Below are 24216 nucleotides of genomic sequence, written 5' to 3' on the forward strand. Positions count from 1 at the left end.
CTAAAAGGGGCGGGCGGATGCCTGGAATTTACGGCGCTGACATTGAACAATTGCGGGCACTCGCTAAGACGATGTCGCAGCATTCGGACAAGGTGAACTCGTTGTCCACGGAACTGGGCCAGCTGCTTTCCCGGGCACCTTGGGACGGGCGTGACGCCGCCGCATTCCGGGCCGCCTGGGACTCGGAACACCGTCCGGTGCTCAAGCGCGTTGCCGCGGAACTCCATAGCCAGGCACAGGAGCTGGCCCGCAATGCGGACCAGCAGGAGAAGGCCAGCACGGGATCAACGGAGCCTGGAATTTCAGGAAAGCCGGACTCGAACCCTCCCGGGGATCCGGGACCGCTGGACCCGGACCGCCCCGACGTGGACGTGCCCGGCGATGTCCGCGAGGATCCGGACGCCGGCGATCCCCGCGATATCAAACAGGGACAGATCGGCGACTGCTGGCTCTTGGCAGGCATAGGCTCGGTTGCCCAGACCCTGGAGCGGGAAGGCAAACTTGATGAATTCCTCGCCGAACACCTGCGCCCCGTGGGTGATCCGCCCACGCACTGGGTGGTAACCCTCTACGAAGACGGCAAGCCCGTGGAAGTCACCGTCGAGGCCAAGTCCACTCCAGGCGGCGTCCGGGGTGCAGATGACCAGCCGAACTGGCTGTCCATCTACGAACGCGCCGCGGCGGAGCACCGGGGTGGTTCCTATGACGACATCGACGGCGGATTCAGCCACGTTGCGATGGAGCTGATGACGGGCCGGTCCGCGGACAGGGACGGCGAACTGGACCTGGCTGAGATCGAGGACAAGCTTGCCGGCGGCCAGGCTGTGTCCGTGGGCACCGAAGACATCAAGGACGAGGATTTTGACTGGTTCTGGGAGTCCGCCGAAGTCAACCGCACCGATGTGGTTCCCAACCATGCGTACGTTGTGGTTGAGGTGAAAACCAACGATGACGGTGAGAAGGTAGTGGTTCTGGCCAACCCGTGGGGACCGTCCGGCGGCCTCATGGACGGCGACGACGACCTCAAGGCGGGCACGCTGGAACTGACCGAGGATGAGTACAAGGAAAACTTCGATTCCGTGTACTCCGTGGACACGAAGTGAGGACGGCCGTGGAACAGCTCGTGACAGTCAAACAGGGCATGCAGCCCACGTTCGGCGGTGTCCAGGTGGGAATCGTCAAGATCGGCGTGGCTGATGGCGCCCCGGCAATCCAGGTGTGGATCCGGACCGCGGAGCAGGAGCGCAAGCAGGCCTTCCGCGAGGGCCACTCGGTGGCCCTGCCCGGTGCAGGTACTTTGCGGTTCGATTCCATCCGGCCAGCCGACGGCACCACTGCAGCGTCGGCCGTCCTGGCCTACGATGCCACGAACTCAGGCAAGCCCTAGGACCTCCGGGGCGCTCCAGCACAAAGGGGCGGGGTCAGGCTCACGGATCAGAGCGTGCCGTTGACCTTGGTGCTTTCGGTCCGGGGAAGCTTTGGCACGCGGCGTGGCCGGCCGCTGCGCAGGTGGCCACCCAGGAATCCGCTGGCCAGCAGCAGCACTGCTCCTGCCCGGGTCAGGCCTATGCCAAGCTCGTGGCGGCCGCTTTCACGGGCCGCCCAGGAGACGAGGTACACAAGAATGGCCGCGGCATTGACGGCGGCGTGGACAATGCCTACGCGCTTCGTGCCGTGATCCTTCATCGACCACTGCGCCCAGCCGGAGACAGCGGTGGGAACTGCAGCTATGACGCCCACGGCCACCAGCCGTTTTGCGGCTACCCGGGAGCCCTCGTCTTTGTAGAAATCGAGGAATACCGCCGACCACCAGGCGCCAAAAGGGGCGTCGGTCAGGATGCCATGCAGGGGGATGCCGGTGGCATCTCCGCGAAAGAAACCTCGCATTCCGGGGCGGGCTGTAAGCCGGGCGGCATAGGGTTCAATGCTTTTGACGACAGCACCCAGGGGCTTTGCGCCTTCCAGCAAGCCAAGGAGCTGTGCATAGCAGCTGCTGCTGCCGGTATTCGCATCCAAGGAGCGGCCGGTCGACTGTGGGAGCTCGTCCCCCGTGAAAGCAGCAGGTGCGCTGGGTGTGGAGTGCATGCAGCTCAAAATACTCTTGGCGCATCGGAATTGCACCGCCTATTTTTGGAGCTTTTGGGGAATCGGGCGTCCGGGACGAGCGAAAGTACGACGGCGGCGGGGTGGTCAGTGATCCAACTGGCCACCCCGCCGTCGTCCGTAATTTTTGGATGATGTCGGCGGGGAGCGTTGACCGCGGCCCGTAACCGGCGGAACATTGGCATCCGTGGCACTCGCCCGCAGCGTGCAGGCTGAACAACATGACTTTTTAGAACAATGGGGTTTTATGATGAAAAAGGTTATAGCTGGTTTTGCGGCCGCATTTATGGGACTAGGCGTGATGGCCTTTGCCGCCCCAGGCAGCCCGGCAATTGCAGGCAGCGCAGCGAGTCAGTCATCGCACGCCTCGGGCCAAATCATTGTTAAATTTCGCGACCAAAGCGCGGCAGCCGGCGTTCTGCACCGGCACGGCCTGAGCGAAGGCCAGGACGTCGGCAGCACTGGCGCCCACCTCGTCAAAGTACCGGCCGGTAAGGAGCTGCAGCTCATCGATGCCTTGAGCCGGAACCCGGCGGTTGAGTACGCCGAGCCAGACGAACTCGCCACTGCCTCCACGGATGACACGTATTTCCCGCGCCAGTACGCCCTGCAAAACACCGGCCAATCATTCACCAACACCGCCGGCACCATAGTGGTGGCCGCGGGCAAAGCAGACGCTGATGTGGACGCCGTCGAAGCGTGGGACCTCACCAGCGGAACCGATATCAGGGTTGCTGTCCTCGATTCCGGTGTCGCCAGCGACAACACCGACATCGCACTGAAGGTCGTGGCACGCGCCAACTTCAGCGGCGCGGCAACCGGTGAGGACAACTACGGCCACGGCACCTACATTGCCGGCGCTGTGGCGGCCACCGGCGACAACGCGAAGGGCGTCGCCGGCGTGTGTCCGGGGTGCAAGATCCTGGACGGCAAGGTCCTCAACGACAGCGGGATTGCCTCCAGTTCCGGCCTTGTAAATGCCATCAACTGGTCCGTCGCCAATGGCGCGAAGGTAATCAACATGAGCCTCGGCGTGCGCGCGTCACGCACTCTGGAAACGGCCGTCAATAACGCCTGGAGCAAGGGCGTTGTGCTCGTTGCCGCAGCAGGCAACGGCGGCAACCAGACCAAGATCTACCCGGGCGCATACCCCAACGTCATCGCCGTGGCTGCAACCGACAACAAGGACGCCAAGGCATCGTTCTCGACCTACGGGGCCAGCTGGGTGGATGTCGCAGCGCCGGGTGCCAACGTTTACTCAACCTTCCCGAACCACCCGTTCTACCTCGGCACCCAAAACGGCCGCTCCCAGGGCTACGACGTCGGCAACGGCACCTCAATGTCCTCGGCCATCGTCGCCGCAACTGCCGCCCTTGCCTGGAGCGCAGACCCCGTGGCCACCCAGGTGTCCGTCCGCGAGAAGGTCGAAGAGACCGCCGACAAGATTGCCGGCACGGGCACGTACTGGAAATACGGCCGCGTGAACGCCTACAACGCCGTCCGGTAGTTTGCAGCCGGCACAAAAACACTCCGCCAGTAAGACTGGCGGAGTGTATGGCACGGCGTCGGAGAGGTGTCCTACTAAGGCCAGAGGAAGGGAACCCCTCGAGGTCCGCTCGCTAGCGGCCGTTGTACTCGTCGTCTGTGATGTGCTCGTTCCAAGTGGTGGTCTTGGACGGGTCCTCGCCGTTTTGGAGCATGGCAATATGTTCCATGAAGCAGCCGGGGGCGGTGTGCCGGTGCTCCTCACCGGGCGGGGTGTAGAACGTGAACGCTGGCTGTCCAACCCGGCACCCCTGCGGGTGCACCAGCATCTTCACCGCCGTCTCAACGCTCCTTCCGGCCCCACGCGGCTGATTCCTCGAACCAACCGAGCGCGGCCACAGTTTGGACGTCGGCTGCCGTGCGCACTTCGATCTGGTGCGTGTACTTGTCGTGACGAAACGGAATGACGCTACGGAGGAACGTTGCGTGGTGCTCTTCCCACATGTCCACCGTCAGAAGCGCTTTGGTCTTCGTGATCGGGGTGAGCCACACAAACTTCCGGGCCGCCCCGTAACTCACCTGGGTTCGTGAGAACTCTTCGATGACATCCGCACCCAGCTCGAGCATCCGAGCGCGAAGGGCGGCATAGATATCCCCGAGTGCCGAGGGGAAGAGCTGTTGTGCATCCACAGTCATCATGATGGCCCGTCTGCCGTGCGCACGCACCTCCTGCGCGCACCGGCAGGCGGCGCGCGCGATCTTCGGGGCCCATTTCAGTGCCGCCTCATGAAAGCTAAGCCGCTGTCCGTTCTTATACCGGCCGGGAATAAGAAGACCCCGACGCGGTCCTCTCCAGCAGCCCAAAGTCGACAAGGTAGCGGCGCAGCAGCACCACATCCTCCGTGTAGGTCAGCAGCCGCTCATTGACCTGCCGCTCGGTGAGGTCCTCCCCCGGCTGGATGGCTTCGCTGACGATCCATGCCAAAAGCTGGCGCCGGTCCGCAGCGCTTGCCGGATACCTGTCGATCCGGCCCAGGCGCAGGAAGCGGTCGACGCCGGTCTTCGGCTGGCGCTTTGGCTGCTGGGTCAGGAGGTCGCGGAAGATCGTCTCCGAGGGTTGGTAATCGCCGATTCCCGTCCGGACCACCAGCCCGGCCTCCAGCAGAACGGCGATTGCCCGGTTACGGCGCTGCTCCTTCGCATCGGCAAGGACTTCCTCACCAAGCACGATCTGCGCATACGCGGTCCGCGCATCCCGGTTGGCGAGCGCCGCCATCACCCTGCGCCAGTGCGGTCCGCTATGAGCGTCTGGTTCCTTCACGTGCCTACACCTTTACTGCTATCCCCGCTAGCCGGACGAGACGACTGCTGCGACTAGCCTCCCATTGTGCGGCATTCGGGCTGGCGATACGATGCTGCCGGGGAGGGGTCCTGGTTTCGCATGACAAGCGTTAGGGGCCCACGATGACCGACTTCTTCACCATTCAGCCCGGCGAGACCGCTGCTCCTGTGCCATCTGGGCCCGTCCTGTGCATCGGGACGGCGGCCATGCGGCGCATCCACCGCGTTTTCCTGTGGGCTTACAGCGAGGCCCCAGGCCTGGTCCGGTCCGCCGGACCTGGCGACACCGCCCGCGCCGCCTACGTGGGCGAAGTGCTGGGGAACTTCGACAAGTTGCTCCACATCCACCATGAGGGTGAAGACGAGCTCATGTACCCCCAGGCTGGCCGAACGGGCACCCGCATGTGCGTTGCACGTTGAGCAGATGCTCGCGCAGCACCGGCAGGTCACCCAACGGCTGGAAACCATCGAGCCGCTCCGCCTTCGCTGGATGGAAACGGCAGACCCGGCCGCCGGCGAGGAACTCGCGGGTCTTTATGCTGAGCTGTCGGACGTCCTCAACGTGCACCTGCGCCGCGAAGTCACTGAGGTCATGCCCGCCGTCGACAGGGTGATGACCCAGAAGGAACTGCAGGCAGCCGCGGAGCACGGGAGCAGCCAGGTGAGCAACAAGTTCCTGGTGGGCTACCTCGGGATGGTGCTGGCCACGAATCCGCCCGCAGACCGGAAGGAACTGTTCAAGGAGATCCCCGCGCCGGTCCGCCTTGCCTACCGCCTCATCGGCCGCAGGATGTACCGGAAGCAGTACTCAACACTCTTCCCGGGGCGCCCGATTCCCGAGACGCTGTAGCTCGACGAGGGTGCGTGGACATTGGCAGAGAGAACGACGACGGCGGAACGACTTTTCCGCCGGAGGCGCCTTCGCGTCGGCGGACGGCAGCTGGGCTGACGCCGTGCACCGACCGGAAGCCCAGGACGGCCCGCCGCCTGTTTTAGCGTTTGAAACCAAGGTGATTGGTTCCCGTGGTGCCGTCCCGGTACGTCACTTCGACCTCGACGCCGTCACTTGGCGCATCCTGCAGTTCGTTTCCGGGCAGCCAGAGGGCGAAGCGGCCCTGCGACACGGTTGCGGTCACGTCCCCGCGGGTTTGGCTCTTGTAGACGACTCCCACAATTTCCGCCCCGGCGCCGCCGGCCGCCAAGGAAATTTCCCCTGCGTCCATGCGTCCTGTCCCCAGGTCCGTGGCCATCAGTTCACGGGATCCGGGCGGCCTGTAACCGGCGGGTTTCCCCACTGAACCGATCATGCCCTTGCTGAACAGGTGAACAGAGTCATCAGTAATGCATAAGGCAGAAAACCCGTCCTCACCGGCGAGAACGACCGCTGTCCAAACTCCGCGGCGCTCGGCGACCGCCAGGGCAGCCTTCTCCACATCTCCGGAGTACATGCCGTCTCCCACGTCCTTCTGGTCCGCGCGGCATTGGTCGGCCGCGCGGGCGCGGTCCGTTTCAGACATGCCTGCGGGAGCGGCAGTCCAAGTAGCGAATGCAGGATCACCACCTGACATGGACGGCAGAAGGACCAGGCCCGCTGTGGCGATGGCGACCATCCCTCCAGCCCACGCGACCCTGCGGGCCGTCAGTTTGCTGGTTCTTGGCTGGCGACCGGTAACCACGTCGTTTGTCGCCGCAGCTTGCCCTGACGATGTCGACGCTGGATCCGTGGTGATGATGCGACAAAAGTCAATACTGGCCCGTTGCGAATCCGCGGAGCCCCGGTGGTCAGCAGCGTCCATGGTTCGGAGCAGGGTGTCGATGTCTTGGTTGCGGTTCATGGCGTGGTTGTCCTTCCAAGGGAGAGTTCTGGCGTACTGGAGGGCTGCGGGAGGTGTTCGAGTAGCAGTCGAAGTGCTCTGCGGGCACGGCTCAGGCGCAGACGGAACGCGACCGGTGAGATGCCGAGCACAGCCGCAGCCTGCGGTGCGTTGAGGTCTTCAAAGACAGCGAGACTCAACGCTTCCTGGTGGACCTCGGAGAGGAGGCGCCACGCTCTGCCCAGGTCCACGCGGTTCACGACCGGGTCAGCGTCCCCGTCCAGGTACGTCAGAGCCGCGGCGTCAGCCAGACGCACGCTGAGCGTGGAGCGGCGTTGTTCGCCCCGCCTGGTGTTCAGCAGAATGTTCCGGGCGATGCCGTAAATCCATGCCCTGGCGTCCTCGGGCAGGACCGGCAACTCATCGAGGCGGCGCCAGACAACAAGAAAGGCGTCGGCAACCACATCCTCGGCACTATCCGGGTGAGCCCGGCGTTGAACAAACCGGATCAGGTCCGGGTAGACCGCTTCATAGGTCGTTCTGAAGGTGTGCTCCCGATCGGGAGAATGCGAAAAGTGCCTCATGCCCTGTACCTGTCCCCCATCCGGCCAAGTGTGTCACCATGCAGGAAAATGAGCTCTCCTCTAGGCCGAAGTCGATGGCTAGCCCGGGCAGTCTCGCCGGCCCATGGACACCTGGTCAGGCTGAACATACTATGAGCCATGCCCATGACCGGCCGAGCTGTCTCTGTCGTGGTACTGCTCGCCGTTGAGGCAGTACTGGCACTCTTGGCTGTAATGGTCCACCACGGTTTCACGGCGGTGTATGGCACTGTCACCGATACCGCGTTCGAGGGGCTCACCTGGGGGTTGACGGCCGGCCCCGCAGGATTGGCCCTTGGTCTGGTCGCGGCCGTTGCCGTGTTCGCTCTGGTGCTCTCCCCACGACTGTGGATGCGGCTGACGGCCGGGGCCATCCCGGTCCTCATGCTGCTCGGGATGCTCGCTGTCACCCCCTCGGCGCTGGCGCAGAAGACCGGGAAGTTCGACTCCGCTCCGCAATGCGTGATGGAGGGCACGGATGAGCCCATGGCCAGTGCGGATCGTGAGTCCCAGCAGGCGTTCGATTCCATCGAACACATTGGCCTTTACAGCGGTGGCGGCATCAGTGGTGTCGGCGGCTGTGCCCGCTGGTTTGCGATTTCAGAAGACTTTGATGTGTTGCAGCACTATCGTGCAGCGCTGCCGGCGGCGGGCTGGGAAGTGGTCGAGGATGACGGGCGCCACCTGCGGGCACAGCGTGACGGCATGGCGTTCGAGGTGACGCCCTGCGCTGGAGGCGGTGCCGTCTGGGCCGGAAAAGAAGACGATCCCGCATATGGACAGGGAACGGCTGTGCAGCCGGGTACCGACACTTGTGCACACCACTTCTAAAAACGGCAGCAGGCGGACGAAAGCACCAGGTGGCCGTGGAGGTCGCGACCTACCCCTCTCCGAAGTCATCACCCTCAACGTTCCAACGCCACCACGCCATTCGATACCGAATCAACGCTCCAGGACTGGGCCACCCACCCCGCTGGCCTGCTCGACCTGCAACAAGCAATGACCAACGGGTTTGTCGAGGACGTCATGCCCGACTCCTCCGTACTCTGGCTCGCGGCCGACCGCACCACCCCGCGCCAAATGTTCAAAGCGGGCCGGCATCACCCGCAGCGGCGCGCCCGTACGCAGTTCGACAGCGAAGCCGAGAGCCTCGGCGGCCGCGGCGGAGGGAATCACGCAGTTGTTTGTCATGTAGCCAACGGGGGTGATCGTGTCGATGGCTCGTTCACGCAGCCAGGCTTCGAGGTCGGTGTCTGACCCCTCCGGCGCCAAGGCGGATGCGCGCAGTCTCAGCGGTCATCCCCACGCCGGTGCCGCCCGCGGAAAGCACGGACAACATAAACGGGGCCGTGCCCGATGGTGGACCGAAGTGCCTAGTAACTCCTCGCGTCTGCGAAGCGGAGTCGTGTGGACGATTCTTCCTCCGCACCCACGCACGACGGCAATGGAGCTCGACCCGCTGCGGTGACCGAGTCCGCGCAGCGCGAGCCTAAGGCTACGGCTCGCGTTTCCTCGCCGGGGAAGACGGGCTTTGCCGCGCCTCGCGACCCTTGCGATTCGAGGCGAAACACCGGGTAACGGTCAGGGAAGGGGCGCCTCGAGAAGCCAGTACATGGCCTCATTGCGGGAGGTGAAAAACCGAGTGGGGCACGGGAGCGTCCGCCGTGCCATAGCGAAGTTGGCAATGACACGATTGACCGGGCTTGAGCCAAGCAGGGCAATTCGTGAAGCGGCGCACCGGACGCTGAAAACGGACTTGGCCTGGCGTGTCACCGCTTGGGTGTTCGCCATGTCGATCAACATCGGGTACTCGGCCCCGTCGGCAACCTCATTGACCGTTGCCATCGCCGCATGTACATCCGCGGCCTCCAGAACGGTCCCCGGCTTCCACACAAGGTGAAGAACTCCCTCGGCACCGAGTTCCACCGTGCCCTTGCCGCCGTCAACAGTGATTGGTTTCATCTCTTGCTCCCCCAGCATCTTGTGTAGATAAGACTAACTGCCTCCTTGGACGTGCGCAGCGAAACGACGCGTCAAAGGCGGCGCCTCATCGCCGATAATGCTCCGCCTACCCCCGGCCAGAAAACAGGGCCGAGGCCAAACCCCGGGCGGCCTGCCCCGGGTCCGCGGGGAGTCCCGCAGGCAGGTTGCCGCTGAGCCAAAGCGTGGCGAATCCGTGGACCAGGGACCAGGCCGCCAACGCCGCCTCCTGCGAATCAGCGCCGGATTCCGAAGCCGCGAATGGGGCAGCTCCCCGGTAGAGGGACTCGCCCGCCCGCGCCTTGGCCGCGATCAGCTCCGGGTCATCGGCCCGGTAAAGCTCCGGCCGGAACATCACGGCGAAGTGGGCGGGGTGCCCTACGGCGAAGTCGACATAGGCCACCCCCACCTCCAGAAAGTCGCCAGTTTGGCGCTGCGCCTCGGCCAGAGCATCCGCCAGGAGCCCGAAGCCCTGCACCGCGACGGCAGTCAGCAAGCCGGCCCTATCCCCGAAGTGGTGCGCGGGGGCGGCATGCGACACACCGGCCTGCCTGGCCAGATCCCGCAGACTCAGGGCCGACGGACCGGACTCGGCGATGGCGTCGAGGGCGGCGCTGATGATCGTGCGCGGAAGATTCCCGTGATGGTAGGACGCGTTCGTGCTCATACCTCCAGCCTAACCCCAATCTAGCCATTGACAAGTTCAGGCCTGAGGGTAATCTAGTCAGTGTCAAGTTTCTCCGATGCACCTGAAAGGACGCATCATGGCCCCACTCATCACTCTCCTGGCCGCCACCCTCCTGCTGCGTGCCGCCGGTGCCGCCGGCATCAGGCCGCTTCGGTCCTGGCACACCAGCCTGCGCGGCGGCCTCGCGGCCATGTTCACGCTTACTGGGACGGCGCACTTCAACGGCATGCGAAATGACCTCATCGCCATGGTTCCCCCGGCCCTGCCCCATCCTGAGCTCCTGGTCACACTGACGGGCGTACTGGAACTGCTTGCAGCCGCCGGCCTGCTCCACCGCCGGACGGCGCCCTGGGCTGCCGGAGGACTGACCCTGCTGCTGGTGGCAATGTTCCCGGCGAACGTCCACGCCGCACTCGCCGGACTCATGGTCAACGGCGAACCGGCCACGGCGCTCCTGCCGCGGACGCTGATGCAGCTGGTATTCGTCGCCGCCACGATCGTCGTGGTGCTCCCCTACACAAGAGCCTTGCCCCGCCGTCGGTCAGCGGCAACCCGCACGGCGCTGCCCGCCAGGATCCCCGAAAGTCTCCACGAGTAGCTGCAGAAAGCTGCAGCAGCGGTCCCACCGGATGATTTCCGGCGGGACCGCCGCCCTGTCTCGTTGCCTGGTCGCGGCCCTGGCGACATTGCTGTTGTCCGATAACAGGGGCAGGTCACTCGAAGATCTCGAAAGCTGATTCCGAGATCTGCCGCTCCGTAGGTCTACTGCTTCCGTGTTGAATAACGAAGGAGCACATTGTTCGAGTTCTGGAACCGGCGGCTTTCCATCAGGCCAAGCGATGCAGGGACGTTGAAGATGGGTACGCCTTCGACTATGGCTGTGGGACTCACCATAAGATGCAACTCGTCGATCAGGCCCCTGGCGAGCAGACCGTTCCACATGATCCGGCTGGCAAAAATGAGGATGTCCCGGTCATCTTCGCTCCGGGCTGCATCGAGCCATTGGGCAGAAGCCGTTCTAGGGATGACAGTGGTGCTTTGTGCCCAAGGGTTGTCGTCTGGAATTTTGAGGTTATCTGACACCACCACTTTGGGGACGGCGTTGTACGCGCGGCTGGTTCGCCGGTTGTCCTCACTGAGTGCGCGGTTGCCGGGGTCTGCCGGGGCATTGGCGATTTTGGGCCAGTAGGCGCTGAATCCCTCGAACGAGTTCCGGCCCAAGAGAACAGTATCTGCGGCTTCAATTCGTTCACGGTTGTATTCGTCAAAGGCTTCATCCATGTTCAGTACGAGCGGATTGCCATCGGGGGCGGCGTAAAAGCCGTCCAAGGAAACGATGTTGCTGACAACGACGGTGCGCATCGCGCTTCCCTTCCTAATTGCACCCGGCAACTGCTACGTCCCCTATGGCGCCGATGGTGCCGTGAGATGCCCTACTGCTTGGAGCGTACTCACTCAACGGCCGCTTGGGGAGTGAGGGACCGTGCTGGTGGTCCCGTCCTGGGTCCGTACGCGGGGAGCCCACCCACTCGACGAGACGCCTGGCCCTCGCCATATTTTGATGGATCGAACGCGTTCGTCCGCGGCCGTTTACACATCCTGCGGCCCCAAAGTGCGAGAGCGTCCAAGGAAAACGTGTATTAAGTGATAGAGCGTTGGGGGTGGAGGGGTCGACGGCGGGCTGCTGGCTTACGCTGTCCCTCCCGGTGGTCGGTGGTTGAACCTGTCCCTCCCGGTGGTTGAGCCTGTCGAAACCGGGTTTCGACAGGCTCAACCACCGCGGTCAGCGCGTGTGGTGCGTCGGCTGCAGTTCGTACACCGGCGTGTCCAGCCCTTCCATGCGGGCTTTCAGCTGCAGGGCCAGGTAGGAGGAGTAGTGCCGGCTCTGGTGCAGGTTGCCGCCGTGGATCCAGAGGTTGGGCGCGTTGGTGGGCTTCCACATGTTGCGCAGCTCCCCTTCCCACGGGCCCGGGTCCTTCGGGGTGTCCGAGCCGTAGCCCCAGCACTTCCCCACGCGGTCGGCCATTTCGGGAGAGACCAGGTCCGCCAGCCAGCCGTTCATGGAGCCGTAGCCGGTGGCGTACACAATCAGGTCCGCGTCCAGCTCGGTGCCGTCGTTGAGGACCACGGCATTGCCGGTGATCTTGGCAACCTCCCCCGAGCGAAGCTGCACCCGGCCGTCGATGATCAGCTGGGAGGCGCCGACGTCGATGTAGTAGCCGGAGCCGCGCCTCAGGTACTTCACGAACAGCCCGGAACCGTCCACGCCGAAGTCGAGGTCGAACCCGGCGGCCTCCAGCTGGGAGTAGAACTCAGCGTCGCGCTCAGCCATCGCCTGGTACACCGGCACCTGCGCCTCGGGCAGGATCCGCAGCGGCAGCGACGCGAACAGCAGGTCGGCCTTCTCCGTGGTCACCCCGTTGGCCAATGCTTTCTCTGAGTACAGGTCCCCCAGCGCCAGGTCCATGAGCGATTCACTGCGGGCAATGTGGGTGGAGGAGCGCTGCACCATGGTGACGTCCGCGCCGTGCTCCCACAGGTCCGCGCAGATATCGTGCGCTGAGTTGTTGGAGCCGATGACCACGGCCTTCTTCCCGGTCCAGTCTCCGCCGCCCGGGTGCTGCGAGGAATGGCGCTGCTCCCCCAGGAAGGAGCCCGCGCCGTCGAACGCGGGAATGTTCGGGTAGCCGGAGACGCCCAGGGCGAACACCAGCTGCTTGGGGCGCAACGTCACCGGCGACCCATCGCGGACCACACGGACCACCCATTCCTGGGTGCCGTCGTCGAACTCGGCGCCCAGGCACTCGGTGCCGCCCCAGTAGTTCAGCTCCATGATCCGGGTGTAGTGCTCCAGCCAGTCGCCGATCTTGTCCTTGGCGGCGAAGACGGGCCAGTCGTCCGGGAACTTCAGGTAGGGCATGTGGTCGTACCAGACGGGGTCGTGCAGGTGCAGGGACTTGTAGCGGTTCCGCCAGGAGTCGCCCGGCTTCTGGTTCTTCTCGATGACGAGGGTGGGGACGCCCAGGCGCCGCAGCCGGGCCGCGAGGCCGATGCCGCCCTGCCCGCCGCCGATGATCACCGTGTAGGGCTGCTCCTCGTAGCCGAGCCGCGCCTCGCGCTCCTCCTTCTGTTCGAGCCAGGAGCGCCGGCCCTTGATGATCTCGTGCGCCACGCTCTTCTCGCGGCGGGTCCCCTTCTTCTCCTCGAAGCCCTTCAGCTCCTGCATGGTGGTGAGCAGCGTCCAGCATTTGCCGTTCCGCAGCCGGAAGTGGCCGTAGCCGCGGGCGGCGCCCGTTTCGAACGTGATCCAGGCTTCCGTGGAGCCGTCGGCGCCCGTGGCGTCCTCGGCCAACGTCCAGTTGGCGGGCTGCACGTGGTCCAAGGTGGCCTCGAGCATCTGCCGGATGTCCGCCTTCCCTTCAAGCGTCTTCAGGTTCCAGGTGAACGCCACGAAGTCGCGCCAGTAGCTCTCGTCCTCGAAAAGCTCGACGGCGGCGTCCACGTCGCGCCGCTGCAGGGCGGTGTCCAGCTCCGTCAGCCAGGCCTGCGCGGCTGCGGTGGGTGTTTCGGTCATGTCCACTCCTTTGTGTCGTATGGTCCGTGTGTCTGGTGGTCCCGGCAGCCCCGTCCCGCCGGAATCCCCTGCGCTAAGCTGGTACGGGCGTGAGCTGCATCACCATTTCAACGCAGTGGGGGTTTCATCCGCGTTACACGGGCACTGCCGGCAAGGACGCCGCCGGTGAGGAGGACACTGTTTTGGACTACGGCCTGAGGTTTTCGGACCCGGCGAAGTACTCGCGCGCCCTGCGCCGCGCCCACGAACTGGTCATCTCCGGTGTCCCGCGCCCGGAGATCCCCAACGACCTGGCGGATTCGTGGCGGCGCTCCATGGCCCTGGGTATCAGCCCGGACCAGCACAGCCCGCGGCACCTGCACGACGCCGCCGACGTCCTGGAACTGCGGCGGGAGCACCGGCTGCAACAGGTCATGCCGGCCCTGAACGACCTGCTGGCCGACGATTCCAGCTCCGGCCGGCACCTGCTGGTGCTCACCGACGCCCGCGGCGAGATCCTCTGGCGGGTGGGCAGCCCGGCGGTGCTGCGGCGGGCTGACCGGCTGGAGTTCTCCGAAGGGGCCGACTGGTCCGAGGCCGGCATCGGCACCAACGCCATCAGCGAGGCGCTGGTCACCGGCCGGCCGGTGCAGCTGTTCTCCGCCGAGCACCTGGTCCGCACCCACCACGAGTGGGCCTGCACGGCGGCGCCCATCACCGACCCTGTGACGGGTGAGTTGCTTGGCGTGCTCGACGTTTCCGGACCGCTGGACACCCTCAGCGCGGACACGCTGCGGATGGTGCGGTGCGCGGTCCGGGTCGCGGAATCGCTGCTGGGAACGTCCGACGGCGGGACGTCCTTGGGTGCCACACCGGTCCGGAGTGCGTCCCGGCAGGCCGTCCGCCGGTTGGTAACGGCCGTTGAGTCGCTGGAACTTCTTGGGGACAAGCCTGCCGCGGTGTTCCGGAACGGCAGCCGGGTGCCGCTGACGCTGCGCCGGGCAGAAATCCTCGCCCTGCTGGACTCACGCACCCAGGGCTGGAGCGCCGAGGAACTGGCCTATGAACTCTATGGCGATGCGGGGACGCCGCAGGCCATCCGGACGGAGATGTTCAGGGTCCGGTCGATGCTGGGCGATGCAGTGGAGTCGAACCCCTACCGGTTCGTTGCAGGTTTGGCGGGGTGTTCGGATTCGGGGAGGGTGCTGCGGCTGCTGCGGGAGGGTTGGGTGGCCCAAGCGCTGGAGGCATACACGGCTCCCCTGTTGAGCCGGTCGGGTGCCCTGGCCGTCCAGCTGCGCCGGGACCAACTGGACCTGGCCGTCGGATCGGCAGTGCGTGCCAGCGGTGACGCTGGGCTTCTGGTCCGGTGGCTGTCGACCGATATGGGCTCCGCGGATGCTGAAGCAGTTGAGAGGCTGGGACGCCTCGTGGGCCGCGGTGATGCACGGTATCTGTCGTTCCGGGCTGGCACGAGCGACACGGGGAGAAACTTGTTGGGTTAGCCCCCGGCGTCCGGGCAGGGGTCAAGCCGCCTGCGCAGGAGGCAGAACTCGTTGCCTTCAGGGTCAGCCAGGACGTGCCACTGCTCGCCGCCTGTCTGCCCGACGTCGGCCGGGCGGGCCCCAAGGGCAAGCAAGCGTTCCAGCTCCGCGCCCTGGTCCCGGTCCACCGGGTTGACGTCGACGTGCAGAGGGAGGCGTCCGGTTGGCGGGTTGCTGCTCGGGCTCAGGATGATGGTCGGCTGCAGGCCGCCGAACCCGGCGTCCGCCGGGCCGATCTCAATGGCACCGTCCTCCCGGCCCAGCTCGACATAGCCGAGGACCCCGCTCCAGAACCCTGCGAGGAGTTCCGGAGCGGAGCAGTTCAGGACCAGTTCGCTGATACGGGAGACCATGACCGCCAGTGTAGGACGAGGCCCTACTCGGCGATGTCCTCTGCCCAGAGGTCCGGGTTGTCGGACTGGAAGGTGCGCATCATGTCGACCGAACGCTGATCATCCAGGACCACCGCCTCAACCCCGCGTGTCCGCAGGAGCTCCAGCTCGCCGTCGAAGGTGCGTGCTTCACCCACCACCACGCGGGGAATTTTGAACTGGACGATCGTTCCGGCGCACATGGCACACGGGGCGAGGGTGGTGTAGAGCGTGGTGTCCCGGTAACTCTTCTGCCGGCCGGCGGCGCGCAGCGCCGACATTTCTCCGTGGGCAATCGGATCGGCGTTCTGGACCCGTTCGTTGTGCCCGCTGGCAATGACCACGCGGTCCCGGGTGAGTGCCGCTCCGATGGGGATGCCGCCCTCAGCCAGGCTCTTCCGGGCGGCCTGATAGGCGGCTTCGAATCCCGGGTGGGCGGTGCGGTCCAGTTACGGCGCGGCGGATGCCTGCTGTTCGTGGGTCATGGCGTCATTCTCGCACGGACTGCTGACGTCACGCAGGCCTGAACCGCGCCGCTACCGACTCACGCACCTGTGCCACATCAACGTCGCCGGCTTGCTGTTCTGAAAGCACTTTGGCTAACCGTTTCGGCCAGAGAACGTGCACGCCACGAGTCGAGAACGCGCCCCCGATCAAGGGCCAGTCCGCTTCGACGAAGCACAGCGCCCCGATGATCGGAACATCGTCCCCGACGAGGTCGCGCACGACGTCGACCTGTTTGAGCACCCCGTCGACCAGTTTCGAGTAGTCACGCCGGCCAACGAGGAGCTTCTCGACGCGTGGGCGAAGTATGCCACCCTCAGTCTTCAGTTCTGGCCGGCCCTTGTACCGCTTGGCATCAATAACCCAGATTCCACCAGGAGTGATGGCGATGTGGTCGATGTTGGCCTTCGATCCGGGGATGCGCCGATCGTGGAGGACCGCCAGGTCGGCTGAGCCCATAGCATTGAGCCGGGCGCCGAGGCGTTCCTCTCCGATCGCGCCCCGATCCCAGGCTTTTGTGGGTTGCCTCTCGTCCGACAGGGCGACTGCAAGGCCACCGAAGCGGCCCCACTTCTCGCGCAGCTTCTCCTCGTCCTTCGCCTTTCGGCGCTCATATTCCCGGCGGGCAGACGACCCGGCTACTCCGGATTCAACGGACACCGACTCATCACCAGATGGCTCCAGATCGGGAGGCACGCTGTCCGTAGCCTCGGTGGCACACTCCAAGCATCGGACAGTCTTCGTCTCGCTTTCGTAGATGGCTACCGTGCCGGCCGGAAGGGAAGCGCCGCACAGCCGGCACGTTCCGGCGTACCGGAGCCTCATCTGCTTCATGAGGATGCACTTTGGATCACCGGCACGGAAACAGTCTGCGTGTAGGTCATGGCGGTTAGGCCTTTCTTGCGCTTTGCCATGGCTCAATCCTCACCTACGGCGGGAAACTTCCCGCAGCGTGCCGCGCGCAGCGGGACTTCTCTGCCAGGAGCACTTCGGTTCCCGGAACTCTCGCGAACTTTAATCATCGACAGCAAGACCAGCCCTACAGGTTGGCCTGATTACTTGCTGAGGCGCTCAATTTTGTCTATCCGGAATTGCGGAGCGGACAAACTTGCCCTCATTGCCGACTCGTACTGGACCTCACCCTGAGAAGTGGCCAAGACCTTAACTTCGTCGTCCTCGACGTAATCCTTGAGCTCTTCACATGGCACACCACCCGAGCCACCTTTAAGGAAGATGTTTTCTTTGTAGTCCCACGACTTGTCTACTGGCACCGCAGATGCATTTCCCCTGAACGAGCATCTGCCGGTCGCAGAGTCGAACTGCGTGACCTTCGCAAAGATCACGACGCGCTCATCCTTGTGGGCGTCAGGGTCCTTAATAATGAGGGCCATATCCCTGTCGGTCAGTTCCTTGTAATCCGTCTCCACGACGGCAACGGGCTCCGACGCTTCCGACTTCGGCGAAGGTGCGGACGCGATGGCTGCGATGAGAAACCCAAGAGGGACTAAGCAGATGCAGGCTATCGACAGTCCTTTCAGCCTTTGCTTGTTGACCAACGCGGCTATGGCCAACGCAAGGCTAGTCAACAACAGGATTTTGCCGAAAATGCCCGAAAGGAAAACCAAACCGACGACAGCCAGGACTGCGGCTGCTACAGCGAGCCCCTTTTTCCTTTTCGGAGGTGCGAGAGGCGGGGCCAATACTTGCGGTTTCGTTTGATCGGTCCACTGCGTACCGTCCCACCAGCGAAGCATTCCAGGATTTTCCGGGTGCGGGTACCAACCAGCAGGTGCATTCATTTTTCTCCCCATTGAAGGCATTGATCAATCTCAGTGATCATATGTTGATGGATGATTGACTGTGCAAACATCTGACGAGGTGCTTCCGGCGATACTCGGAGGCGCCTCGACTCGTTTGAAGTCCGTTAACCCGGAAATTCCTCACGGCAGTGCAGTGTCGCAGCTACTTGCTTCCGCCAGGCATCGATCCTGCGATTGCGTGCGCTGATGAAATCGTTGCTGTGTCGTAGGTAGCTGAGGTATTCCTTCTCGTCCCTCGGGACGGCGTCCTTTGCGCTGAAGTTGCCGAGCGGGTGGAAGAAGTCGACGGTTTTGCCGTCATCCTTTAGCAGATCCTGCAGGAGGAAGAAGTCGACGTACCCGCGGAAGGTCTCAAACAGGGCGAAGAAAGTCTCGTACCGTGCCAGGGGTTCCGCAAGGGGGTTCGGCAGCTCACCAAGATAGTACCGACGGATGCACTCCAAGGTCAGGTCGGGGCGATCAGCGATTCTGGGGTGGAATCCGCGCGCACCATTGATGGTCATCTTTCTGCCGACCTTGTTGCCAGGGAACACGAGTGTGCTTCCGACCGTATAGCCGATGTACTCAGGCAGGTCCTCGGCCGGGATCGAGCGTATGACTCGCGCCGCCTTGCCGCGCAGCCTGGTAGTGAAGGCTTCGCTGGCGAGGAAGAACACACCGAGGGAGGACCGGTGCACCAGATAGGCGCCGGGCTCGGGCCTCAGATCGAACCGTGCGCCGGAGGGCAACTCCTTGTTCCACAGCAGCTGGTGGTACTCGCGCAGTTTCTGGCTGTATTTATCAGGGTCCCTGCCGTCCGGCGTATCCCAGTGGAAGTCGAAGGTGGTGTCAATGCAGAAAGTCATTGCGTGTATCCCCACTGCTCGGCACGCATGAGCCCGAACGCAGCCATCAGCGCAAGGGCCGGCATTGACCTTTTATACCTCATTGTTGGAGACCCCCAAATTGTCCGTGATGCGCATGATGCGTGAATCCTCTCACGTGATTTCATGCGCAAAACCGGTCTTGATCCAATGCTGCGTCAAAGCTGAGATGACATGGCTGGGTCCCTGTACATCTTGGACTGATTGCCCAACAACCTGGCCGATACGTGGCGCCGCTCCATGGCCCTGGGCATCAGCCCGGACCAGCACAGCCCGCGGCACCTGCACAACGTATCCGACGTCCTGGAGCTTCGCCGGGAGCACCGGCTGCAGCAGGTCACGCCGGCACTGAACGACCTGCTGGCCGACGATTCCAGTTCCGGCCGGCACCTGCTGGTGCTCACCGACGCCCGCGGCGAGATCCTGTGGCGGGTGGGCAGCCCGGACGTGCTGCGGCGCGCGGACCGGCTGGAGTTCTCCGAAGGGGCCGACTGGTCCGAGGCCGGGATCGGCACCAACGCCATCAGCGAGGCACTGGTCACCGGCCGCCCGGTGCAGCTGTTCTCCGCCGAGCACCTGGTCCGCACCCACCATGAGTGGGCCTGCACGGCGGCGCCCATCACGGACCCGGCCACGGGCCGGCTGCTGGGCGTGCTCGACGTCTCCGGACCGCTGGACACCATCAGCGCGGACACGCTGCGCATGGTGCGATGCGCGGTCCGGGTGGCGGAATCACTGTTGGGAACGCCCGACGGCGGGGCCTCCGTGAGTGCCTCACCTGTCCGGAGCACGTCCCGGCAGGGCGCCCGCCGGCCGGTTTCGGCCGTTGAATCACTGGAGCTGCTCGGGGACAAACCTGCCGCGGTGTTCCGGGACGGCAGCCGGGTGCAGCTGACGCTGCGCCGGGCGGAAATCCTGGCCCTGCTGGATTCGCGCACCCAGGGCTGGACCGCCGAGGAGCTGGCCTACGAGCTCTACGGCGATGCGGGCACCACGGCGGCCATCCGTACGGAGATGTTCCGAGTCCGCTCCATGCTGGGCGATGCCGTGGAGTCGAACCCCTACCGGTTTGTCGCTGGGCTGACCGGACGTTCGGATTCGGGGCGGGTGCTGCGGCTGCTGCGCGAGGGACGGGTGGACGAGGCGCTGGAGGCGTACCGGGCTCCCCTGCTCAGCCGGTCCGGGACGCTGGCTGTGCAGCTGCTCCGGGACCAGCTGGACCTGGCCCTCGGATCCGCCGTGCGGTCCAGCGGCGACGCCGGGCTCGTAACCCGTTGGCTGTCCACGGACATGGGCTCGGCGGATTTTGAGGCCGTCGAGGCGCTGGGACGGCTGGCGGGCAGCGGTGATGCGCGGTATCTGTCGTTCCGGGCTTTGTCTACTCCCGGCGGTTGAGCCTGCCCCCGGTAGTAGGGCCTGCCCCTTGGTGATTGAGCCTGTCGAAACCTGGTCTTTCAGGTCAGCCTTGATGAGCAGGGTCATGCGACGGAAGGGCCCAAAATCATCTTGCCCAGTGGCTCAAAGCGATGTTTGTAACTGCTGAGGACTGCAGCCACGACGAGGCGCCACAAGGCACGCCCCGTCCCCCAGTCAAGACTCGAACAGCCGAAGCGCGACGGGTAGGTCCGGTGGCCTTTGCAAGTACTTCGACAAGACGCGCGCAAACGTGTCCCCCGTGGTCACGAGCCACTCCACGAGTTCTTGCGACTGAGTATCATCCAGGAAGTCGCCAGGACGGCTGATGACGAGCTTGGATGCCTTGCGGTCGGCCTTGTCATCCCATTCGAGGTCGAAACCGAGGTCGGCCTCGATGGCGTCGCGCTGGGCAAGCAACTTCGCGAAGAGATCCTTGTCGTGGTTGATCCAGAACAGCGTGGTTACGAGTTTCCTCTGGGAGTTGACCGTGAGCGAGATCTGCCCACGGGAGTCTCCAAGGCTAACGTCGTACCAGTTTTGGGGAGAGGGCTTGCGCCAAGTATCGATGTTAGTAGCGTTCACAAGCCCGTAGTCACGGACCCGCTCGAAGAATTCAAGCTGGGCGTTCTTCACGGACACACTGTTTCCGGCCCGGGCATGGCTCCTCACCTTTTTGCGGCGGGCGGCAATCACGTCCTCGTCGACGTCAAGGCCGGCGGCTTCCGCGAGTTCCTCGGCGCCGATGAACTGCTCGGGGTCCGCGTGTCCTTCTGCATCGAACCTGAGCCCTTCCTCCTCCAGCACGCTGCGCGGGTCATCGTCGCGGCCAGGCTCGGTCCAGCGAAAACCAGGCGAGATCGTCCCGCCGCTCTGCAGGACTCGCCAAGCGTTGGCCATTGGGAAGGTCGCCACTATCGCAGCCAAGGGCTGGGCCCAGGTGCCGGCCACGATCGCGACGTCGCCGTACGTACTCCAGCGCCCCGCCGGGATTTCGGCGACGATCGCAGCAACTTGGCTGCGAAGCGCTGACGGCTCGTCGCCCACAGCTGTGATGCTCTCGTCAGGGCCTGGCCACAGCTCAATGATCTTCTCTGCTAACTCAGCGCTACGCGCGTTGATCTCGTCTATGCCCCATTTCGCGTGAGCAGCGATCGCTTGGTTCATCGCCACGCCGCTCTTGGCCAGCATCTCGCTTTTCTCGTCGAACGGCTTGTTGCTGAGTTCGCTGTTATACCCGCTCAATGTGAGGTTTCCAAGAGTGTGAACGACACGCTCGTGTTCGTAGTTGATGTCCGCGTCAACGCTGAAACCCTCCGCAAACACTTCGCGCACGGACTCCGTCATCGTTTGGGGTAAGACATGCTCGATTGTCAGGTGCCTTGGGTCGAGGTCAACGATCTCCTTCGGGCGGTAGGCCTCTTCGAGCCATTGCAGGATTAGCTTTTTCTGCGTTCCGCGGCCCTGCCAGTAAAAGGCAATCGTCTGAGCGGCCTCGCGAACCTGTTGGTCGGTTGCGAAGTACTTCCGGCCGCGGGATAGGTATTGGCGCAGTGCGACGTCGATGTGGTTCGCATCAGTGATCGCGCCTACAGCCTGAAGGAGGGTACGGTTCAGGTTTGCGGTGGCGCGCCCGATCACCACCCGCCGCACGAAGTAGGACTCCAGGTATGTCAGCGCGCGCGCCACTTCATCGTTAGCAGCGGTACCGGCAGCGCGTCGAGCGAGGATCTGCATCACCAAGGGATATGCGGTTGTCGAGCCCCAGGCTTTGATCCTGGTGAGGCGACGACGTACCTCGGGGTGTTTCTCCTCCGCAGGCTTGAGAATCGTCGCGAGCACGTCGCCAAGCTCGGCGATGCGGATTACCTCAGCTTCTACCTGCTCGATGGTCTTGAGCTTCTCAAGCCGGTTTTGCTGCCCGACGTAGGTGTCCGACTGCTTCGCCCGTTCGTCGCGTTGAGCCAGGTCGAGCCAAAACACCAACTCGAGGTTCTCGGAGTCGAGCTTTCGCTCCAGCGGAAGCCATACGTTGTCATAGATTGTCTCCGCGCGGTCACCCAGCCGCATAAACAGATAGTTCTTCAGCAGGTCACTTTGTGTCAGGCGAAGGCCGGTGTTGTTCAGCGACTCAAAGATGCGGTGCGCGTTGTCGGAAGGTTCCGCCGTGACGACAACGAGGGCCAGACCGCGTACGACAGCGGCCTCGAGCAGTTGCAAGTCGTGTGGGTCGTCCGGGTCGTCGGCCGCGGCAATCTTCGAGCGGAAGAATCGGTAGGCATCACCGACGGCATCCTCCCCACCAGCCTGCGGCGCACGGTTGAGCACCGCCATGTAGGCCGGCCGATCCGTCTGGGTCGGCATGACTTTAAGTGGCTTGCCGTTGTCGTAGACGTTAATCAGGTATTGGGCATCGATGCCGCGAGCTCGATCGGATTCCCCGGTCTCGATCAAGTGGTCGCGGAGCGCAGCCAGAAGGAGAGTCAGCGTGGTCAGGCGCTGCTGGCCGTCGACAACGAGGAACTTGTTGACGCCAATGGCGCCGAAGTCAGGACTGCTTGCCAGTACGAGGGAGCCGATGAAGTGCGAGGCCTTCGGGTCGTCGGTAAGCGTGCGCTCAAGCTCGACGACGTCAGACCACAACTGGTCAAGTTGCTTCTTGCCCCACGAATACACGCGCTGGTAGAGGGGTACCTGGTACTGCTTCTTACCTTCCAGAACACCCGCCAGTGTGCCGTTCTCCGCTCGAACCACAACGCCCCCTAGGATCTTGGCAGTAATGGAAAAAGACTACAGGGAGAGGTCGCCCGGAAACCCCAACAACCTGGCCGATCTGTGGCGTCGGTCCATGGCCCTGGGACGTGCCCGCCGACACCAAGGGCACCGTGGTGCTTACCGAACCCTTGCTTGAAATACGAGTTTCACGCGACGAAGCCCTCGCGATGCTCGCCGACGGCGTGGGTCCGGTCAGTGGAATTGGGACCCTGAGGAATGGCTATGTCTTCCCACCGGACCCTGCCAACGCCCAAAAGCTGTTGCGGTGGGCAGGCATAGAGACCTCCGGGAAGGCAATGTATGAGGACAGCCTGTTTCGTGGACCGTCCGAACGCTGTTTGGGCGGCGCTAGTGTGACAAGTTGGCAATCGTGGCACTCCGGGCAGCGATTCCTGCGGAAGCAACAATTGCGGCGGAGGGGCAGCTCCTGCGCGTTATGCAGACGACACCTGCCGGAGGAACTCTTGATCGCTGCTCATATCAAGCCACGCTGGGGCCTGTTCCGAAGACGAGCGCATGGCCTCACTGAATGTGTCCATGCTTGCGTGCCTCTTCGGCTGCGATGCCCTCTTCGAGCTCGGATACGTCGTCATCGATGAACATGGAGTCATCGAGCGTGGCCGCGATTACGGTCAAGTTGAGGACAAAGTAGCGGGCATCGTCGGCCGACGATGCCCAGCGCATAGCATCGAATCGCGACACTACTTTGCTTGGCACCGGCAACACCATTCCGTCCCGCTAGCAGGCAGCGCCAGTATCAACTGGTAGCCGGCGGTCGCCGTCCCTAGGCGAAACAGCCGAGATCCGCCCTCACGACTACTCGGCGTTGGACTCCCCGTCATCCATGATCTCGCCCGCTTCGATGCGCTCGGCGGTACGCCGGTACGCCTCGGCGATATAGTCTTCGAGGTCGCTGATACCGATGCGCCACATGCCGCGGCCACCGACTTGAATGGCGCGCAGCTCCCCAGTCTTCAGCAGCGCCCTTATCTGGTTAGGGCTAACGTTCAGCTTTTCGGCCGCCTGCTCGGTCGTCAGGAAGCGGTGCTTTTTGGGTTCGATCACCGGGTCATCCTATGTGGGCCACCCCGGCTGGCGGCAAACAACGGAAGGACTAGAAACCAAGCCCAACACTGCTCGACTCCGCATCATGGCTAACTGCCGATTAGACGACGGTCGTTTGGGGGGGTGTTTAGGCGCCGCTGAGGAGTGATCAAGGCACATGCACGAGGCGCCTTGATCACTGCGCACTGAGTAGTGCTTATTAGCAGGGTGTAACGAGCCCGGCTCCGGACGTGTTGTTCCCGAACGCGAGGGGGTCATCGCGTCATTGTTGGAAAGACCTACCAAAGTCGTCTCT

29 protein-coding genes are annotated in these 24216 nt (G+C 63.9%); 10 read left to right on the plus strand and 19 right to left on the minus strand.

Features of this window, described 5'->3' with window-relative positions; all coding sequences use genetic code 11:
- The first annotated feature begins 17 nt into the window (after positions 1–17).
- The gene (locus J2808_RS11240) at positions 18–1103 is read left to right on the plus strand and encodes a C2 family cysteine protease (RefSeq protein ID WP_309816094.1); all 1086 of its coding nucleotides are present in this window, start codon (positions 18–20) and stop codon (positions 1101–1103) included.
- Between the two features lie 20 nt (positions 1104–1123).
- Positions 1124–1387, plus strand: coding sequence for a hypothetical protein (locus J2808_RS11245; RefSeq protein ID WP_309816096.1), 264 nt, complete (start codon positions 1124–1126; stop codon positions 1385–1387).
- A 47-nt stretch (positions 1388–1434) separates the two neighbouring features.
- Here the strand turns inward: J2808_RS11245 and J2808_RS11250 are convergent, their stop codons facing one another.
- Positions 1435–2085, minus strand: coding sequence for a DUF2231 domain-containing protein (locus tag J2808_RS11250; protein ID WP_309816098.1), 651 nt, complete (start codon positions 2083–2085; stop codon positions 1435–1437).
- Between the two features lie 265 nt (positions 2086–2350).
- On the opposite strand from J2808_RS11250, the gene J2808_RS11255 reads away from it, so the two are divergent.
- Entirely contained in the window at positions 2351–3610 is a 1260-nt protein-coding gene (locus J2808_RS11255) for a S8 family serine peptidase (protein ID WP_309816102.1), read from the plus strand.
- Between the two features lie 112 nt (positions 3611–3722).
- Here the strand turns inward: J2808_RS11255 and J2808_RS11260 are convergent, their stop codons facing one another.
- From J2808_RS11260 to J2808_RS11270, 3 genes are all read right to left on the minus strand, one after another.
- On the minus strand, positions 3723–3923 hold the full coding sequence (locus tag J2808_RS11260; protein ID WP_397428040.1) for a hypothetical protein: 201 nt from the start codon (positions 3921–3923) through the stop codon (positions 3723–3725).
- Positions 3924–3930: 7 nt separating this feature from the next.
- Positions 3931–4278, minus strand: coding sequence for a DUF5655 domain-containing protein (locus J2808_RS11265; RefSeq protein WP_309816105.1), 348 nt, complete (start codon positions 4276–4278; stop codon positions 3931–3933).
- Positions 4279–4399: 121 nt separating this feature from the next.
- The gene (locus J2808_RS11270) at positions 4400–4909 is read right to left on the minus strand and encodes a DUF2087 domain-containing protein (protein WP_309816108.1); all 510 of its coding nucleotides are present in this window, start codon (positions 4907–4909) and stop codon (positions 4400–4402) included.
- Positions 4910–5052: 143 nt separating this feature from the next.
- On the opposite strand from J2808_RS11270, the gene J2808_RS11275 reads away from it, so the two are divergent.
- Positions 5053–5349 (plus strand): hemerythrin domain-containing protein, encoded by a 297-nt coding sequence (locus tag J2808_RS11275; RefSeq protein ID WP_309816111.1) that lies wholly within the window; start codon positions 5053–5055, stop codon positions 5347–5349.
- A 4-nt stretch (positions 5350–5353) separates the two neighbouring features.
- Positions 5354–5779 (plus strand): hypothetical protein, encoded by a 426-nt coding sequence (locus tag J2808_RS11280; protein ID WP_309816115.1) that lies wholly within the window; start codon positions 5354–5356, stop codon positions 5777–5779.
- A gap of 142 nt (positions 5780–5921) precedes the next feature.
- On the opposite strand, the gene J2808_RS11285 is transcribed toward J2808_RS11280, so the two are convergent.
- Together J2808_RS11285 and J2808_RS11290 are read right to left on the minus strand one after the other, a co-directional pair.
- Positions 5922–6764, minus strand: coding sequence for a hypothetical protein (locus J2808_RS11285; protein ID WP_309816117.1), 843 nt, complete (start codon positions 6762–6764; stop codon positions 5922–5924).
- Complete coding sequence (locus J2808_RS11290; protein ID WP_309816120.1) at positions 6761–7327, minus strand: RNA polymerase sigma factor; 567 nt, start codon at positions 7325–7327, stop codon at positions 6761–6763. The genes J2808_RS11285 and J2808_RS11290 overlap by 4 nt, the downstream gene beginning before the upstream one ends.
- Positions 7328–7465: 138 nt before the next feature.
- On the opposite strand from J2808_RS11290, the gene J2808_RS11295 reads away from it, so the two are divergent.
- Positions 7466–8176: a hypothetical protein gene (locus J2808_RS11295; protein ID WP_309816123.1), complete on the plus strand. Its 711-nt coding sequence runs from the start codon at positions 7466–7468 to the stop codon at positions 8174–8176.
- A 111-nt stretch (positions 8177–8287) separates the two neighbouring features.
- Here J2808_RS11295 and J2808_RS11300 read toward each other — a convergent pair whose 3' ends face one another.
- The gene (locus J2808_RS11300) at positions 8288–8617 is read right to left on the minus strand and encodes an isochorismatase family protein (RefSeq protein ID WP_309816126.1); all 330 of its coding nucleotides are present in this window, start codon (positions 8615–8617) and stop codon (positions 8288–8290) included.
- A 5-nt stretch (positions 8618–8622) separates the two neighbouring features.
- Here J2808_RS11300 and J2808_RS11305 point away from each other — a divergent pair, with 5 nt between their 5' ends.
- Positions 8623–8838, plus strand: coding sequence for a CGNR zinc finger domain-containing protein (locus tag J2808_RS11305; protein ID WP_309816129.1), 216 nt, complete (start codon positions 8623–8625; stop codon positions 8836–8838).
- A gap of 88 nt (positions 8839–8926) precedes the next feature.
- On the opposite strand, the gene J2808_RS11310 is transcribed toward J2808_RS11305, so the two are convergent.
- Complete coding sequence (locus tag J2808_RS11310; protein WP_309816132.1) at positions 8927–9307, minus strand: DUF7793 family protein; 381 nt, start codon at positions 9305–9307, stop codon at positions 8927–8929.
- A gap of 106 nt (positions 9308–9413) precedes the next feature.
- On the minus strand, positions 9414–9992 hold the full coding sequence (locus J2808_RS11315) for a TetR/AcrR family transcriptional regulator (RefSeq protein ID WP_309816134.1): 579 nt from the start codon (positions 9990–9992) through the stop codon (positions 9414–9416).
- A gap of 97 nt (positions 9993–10089) precedes the next feature.
- On the opposite strand from J2808_RS11315, the gene J2808_RS11320 reads away from it, so the two are divergent.
- Positions 10090–10611, plus strand: a complete 522-nt coding sequence (locus J2808_RS11320) for a DoxX family protein (RefSeq protein ID WP_309816137.1) — start codon at positions 10090–10092, stop codon at positions 10609–10611.
- Positions 10612–10775: 164 nt separating this feature from the next.
- Here J2808_RS11320 and J2808_RS11325 read toward each other — a convergent pair whose 3' ends face one another.
- Both J2808_RS11325 and J2808_RS11330 read right to left on the minus strand, forming a co-directional pair.
- Complete coding sequence (locus tag J2808_RS11325; protein ID WP_309816140.1) at positions 10776–11375, minus strand: dihydrofolate reductase family protein; 600 nt, start codon at positions 11373–11375, stop codon at positions 10776–10778.
- Between the two features lie 421 nt (positions 11376–11796).
- Positions 11797–13587 (minus strand): NAD(P)-binding domain-containing protein, encoded by a 1791-nt coding sequence (locus J2808_RS11330; RefSeq protein ID WP_309816142.1) that lies wholly within the window; start codon positions 13585–13587, stop codon positions 11797–11799.
- Between the two features lie 89 nt (positions 13588–13676).
- On the opposite strand from J2808_RS11330, the gene J2808_RS11335 reads away from it, so the two are divergent.
- A complete protein-coding gene (locus J2808_RS11335; protein ID WP_309816146.1) occupies positions 13677–15071 on the plus strand; it encodes a GAF domain-containing protein in 1395 nt (464 codons plus the stop codon).
- On the opposite strand, the gene J2808_RS11340 is transcribed toward J2808_RS11335, so the two are convergent.
- The 5 genes from J2808_RS11340 to J2808_RS11360 form a co-directional block, all read right to left on the minus strand.
- The gene (locus tag J2808_RS11340) at positions 15068–15463 is read right to left on the minus strand and encodes a VOC family protein (RefSeq protein ID WP_309816149.1); all 396 of its coding nucleotides are present in this window, start codon (positions 15461–15463) and stop codon (positions 15068–15070) included. The genes J2808_RS11335 and J2808_RS11340 overlap by 4 nt on opposite strands.
- Before the next feature lie 23 nt (positions 15464–15486).
- Positions 15487–15930 (minus strand): nucleoside deaminase, encoded by a 444-nt coding sequence (locus tag J2808_RS11345; protein ID WP_309816714.1) that lies wholly within the window; start codon positions 15928–15930, stop codon positions 15487–15489.
- Between the two features lie 64 nt (positions 15931–15994).
- Entirely contained in the window at positions 15995–16819 is an 825-nt protein-coding gene (locus tag J2808_RS11350) for a nuclease-related domain-containing protein (protein WP_309816152.1), read from the minus strand.
- Between the two features lie 221 nt (positions 16820–17040).
- Entirely contained in the window at positions 17041–17784 is a 744-nt protein-coding gene (locus J2808_RS11355; protein ID WP_309816155.1) for a DUF2510 domain-containing protein, read from the minus strand.
- Positions 17785–17909: 125 nt separating this feature from the next.
- Positions 17910–18650: a DUF6994 family protein gene (locus tag J2808_RS11360; protein ID WP_309816160.1), complete on the minus strand. Its 741-nt coding sequence runs from the start codon at positions 18648–18650 to the stop codon at positions 17910–17912.
- 222 nt (positions 18651–18872) lie between these two features.
- Between J2808_RS11360 and J2808_RS11365 the strand changes: the two genes are divergently transcribed.
- Positions 18873–20063, plus strand: coding sequence for a GAF domain-containing protein (locus J2808_RS11365; RefSeq protein WP_309816163.1), 1191 nt, complete (start codon positions 18873–18875; stop codon positions 20061–20063).
- A gap of 195 nt (positions 20064–20258) precedes the next feature.
- Here the strand turns inward: J2808_RS11365 and J2808_RS11370 are convergent, their stop codons facing one another.
- From J2808_RS11370 to J2808_RS11380, 3 genes are all read right to left on the minus strand, one after another.
- Positions 20259–22835, minus strand: coding sequence for a DUF4268 domain-containing protein (locus tag J2808_RS11370; RefSeq protein ID WP_309816166.1), 2577 nt, complete (start codon positions 22833–22835; stop codon positions 20259–20261).
- Positions 22836–23378: 543 nt separating this feature from the next.
- Entirely contained in the window at positions 23379–23558 is a 180-nt protein-coding gene (locus J2808_RS11375; RefSeq protein WP_309816168.1) for a hypothetical protein, read from the minus strand.
- A gap of 114 nt (positions 23559–23672) precedes the next feature.
- Positions 23673–23921: a helix-turn-helix domain-containing protein gene (locus J2808_RS11380; RefSeq protein ID WP_397428042.1), complete on the minus strand. Its 249-nt coding sequence runs from the start codon at positions 23919–23921 to the stop codon at positions 23673–23675.
- Positions 23922–24216 lie beyond the last annotated feature (295 nt).

This window comes from Pseudarthrobacter sulfonivorans (genome assembly GCF_031454915.1).
GTDB lineage: Bacteria > Actinomycetota > Actinomycetes > Actinomycetales > Micrococcaceae > Arthrobacter > Arthrobacter sulfonivorans_C.

Excerpts from the sequence above, each read along its gene's own strand:
- J2808_RS11240 (WP_309816094.1), top strand. The coding sequence starts at position 18 with ATGCCTGGAATTTACGGCGCTGACATTGAACAATTGCGGGCACTCGCT.
- J2808_RS11250 (WP_309816098.1), bottom strand. The coding sequence starts at position 2,085 with ATGCACTCCACACCCAGCGCACCTGCTGCTTTCACGGGGGACGAGCTC.
- J2808_RS11255 (WP_309816102.1), top strand. The coding sequence starts at position 2,351 with ATGATGAAAAAGGTTATAGCTGGTTTTGCGGCCGCATTTATGGGACTA.
- J2808_RS11275 (WP_309816111.1), top strand. The coding sequence starts at position 5,053 with ATGACCGACTTCTTCACCATTCAGCCCGGCGAGACCGCTGCTCCTGTG.
- J2808_RS11280 (WP_309816115.1), top strand. The coding sequence starts at position 5,354 with ATGCTCGCGCAGCACCGGCAGGTCACCCAACGGCTGGAAACCATCGAG.
- J2808_RS11285 (WP_309816117.1), bottom strand. The coding sequence starts at position 6,764 with ATGAACCGCAACCAAGACATCGACACCCTGCTCCGAACCATGGACGCT.
- J2808_RS11290 (WP_309816120.1), bottom strand. The coding sequence starts at position 7,327 with ATGAGGCACTTTTCGCATTCTCCCGATCGGGAGCACACCTTCAGAACG.
- J2808_RS11295 (WP_309816123.1), top strand. The coding sequence starts at position 7,466 with ATGCCCATGACCGGCCGAGCTGTCTCTGTCGTGGTACTGCTCGCCGTT.
- J2808_RS11305 (WP_309816129.1), top strand. The coding sequence starts at position 8,623 with ATGCGCGCAGTCTCAGCGGTCATCCCCACGCCGGTGCCGCCCGCGGAA.
- J2808_RS11310 (WP_309816132.1), bottom strand. The coding sequence starts at position 9,307 with ATGAAACCAATCACTGTTGACGGCGGCAAGGGCACGGTGGAACTCGGT.
- J2808_RS11315 (WP_309816134.1), bottom strand. The coding sequence starts at position 9,992 with ATGAGCACGAACGCGTCCTACCATCACGGGAATCTTCCGCGCACGATC.
- J2808_RS11320 (WP_309816137.1), top strand. The coding sequence starts at position 10,090 with ATGGCCCCACTCATCACTCTCCTGGCCGCCACCCTCCTGCTGCGTGCC.
- J2808_RS11325 (WP_309816140.1), bottom strand. The coding sequence starts at position 11,375 with ATGCGCACCGTCGTTGTCAGCAACATCGTTTCCTTGGACGGCTTTTAC.
- J2808_RS11330 (WP_309816142.1), bottom strand. The coding sequence starts at position 13,587 with ATGACCGAAACACCCACCGCAGCCGCGCAGGCCTGGCTGACGGAGCTG.
- J2808_RS11340 (WP_309816149.1), bottom strand. The coding sequence starts at position 15,463 with ATGGTCTCCCGTATCAGCGAACTGGTCCTGAACTGCTCCGCTCCGGAA.
- J2808_RS11350 (WP_309816152.1), bottom strand. The coding sequence starts at position 16,819 with ATGAAGCAGATGAGGCTCCGGTACGCCGGAACGTGCCGGCTGTGCGGC.
- J2808_RS11355 (WP_309816155.1), bottom strand. The coding sequence starts at position 17,784 with ATGAATGCACCTGCTGGTTGGTACCCGCACCCGGAAAATCCTGGAATG.
- J2808_RS11360 (WP_309816160.1), bottom strand. The coding sequence starts at position 18,650 with ATGACTTTCTGCATTGACACCACCTTCGACTTCCACTGGGATACGCCG.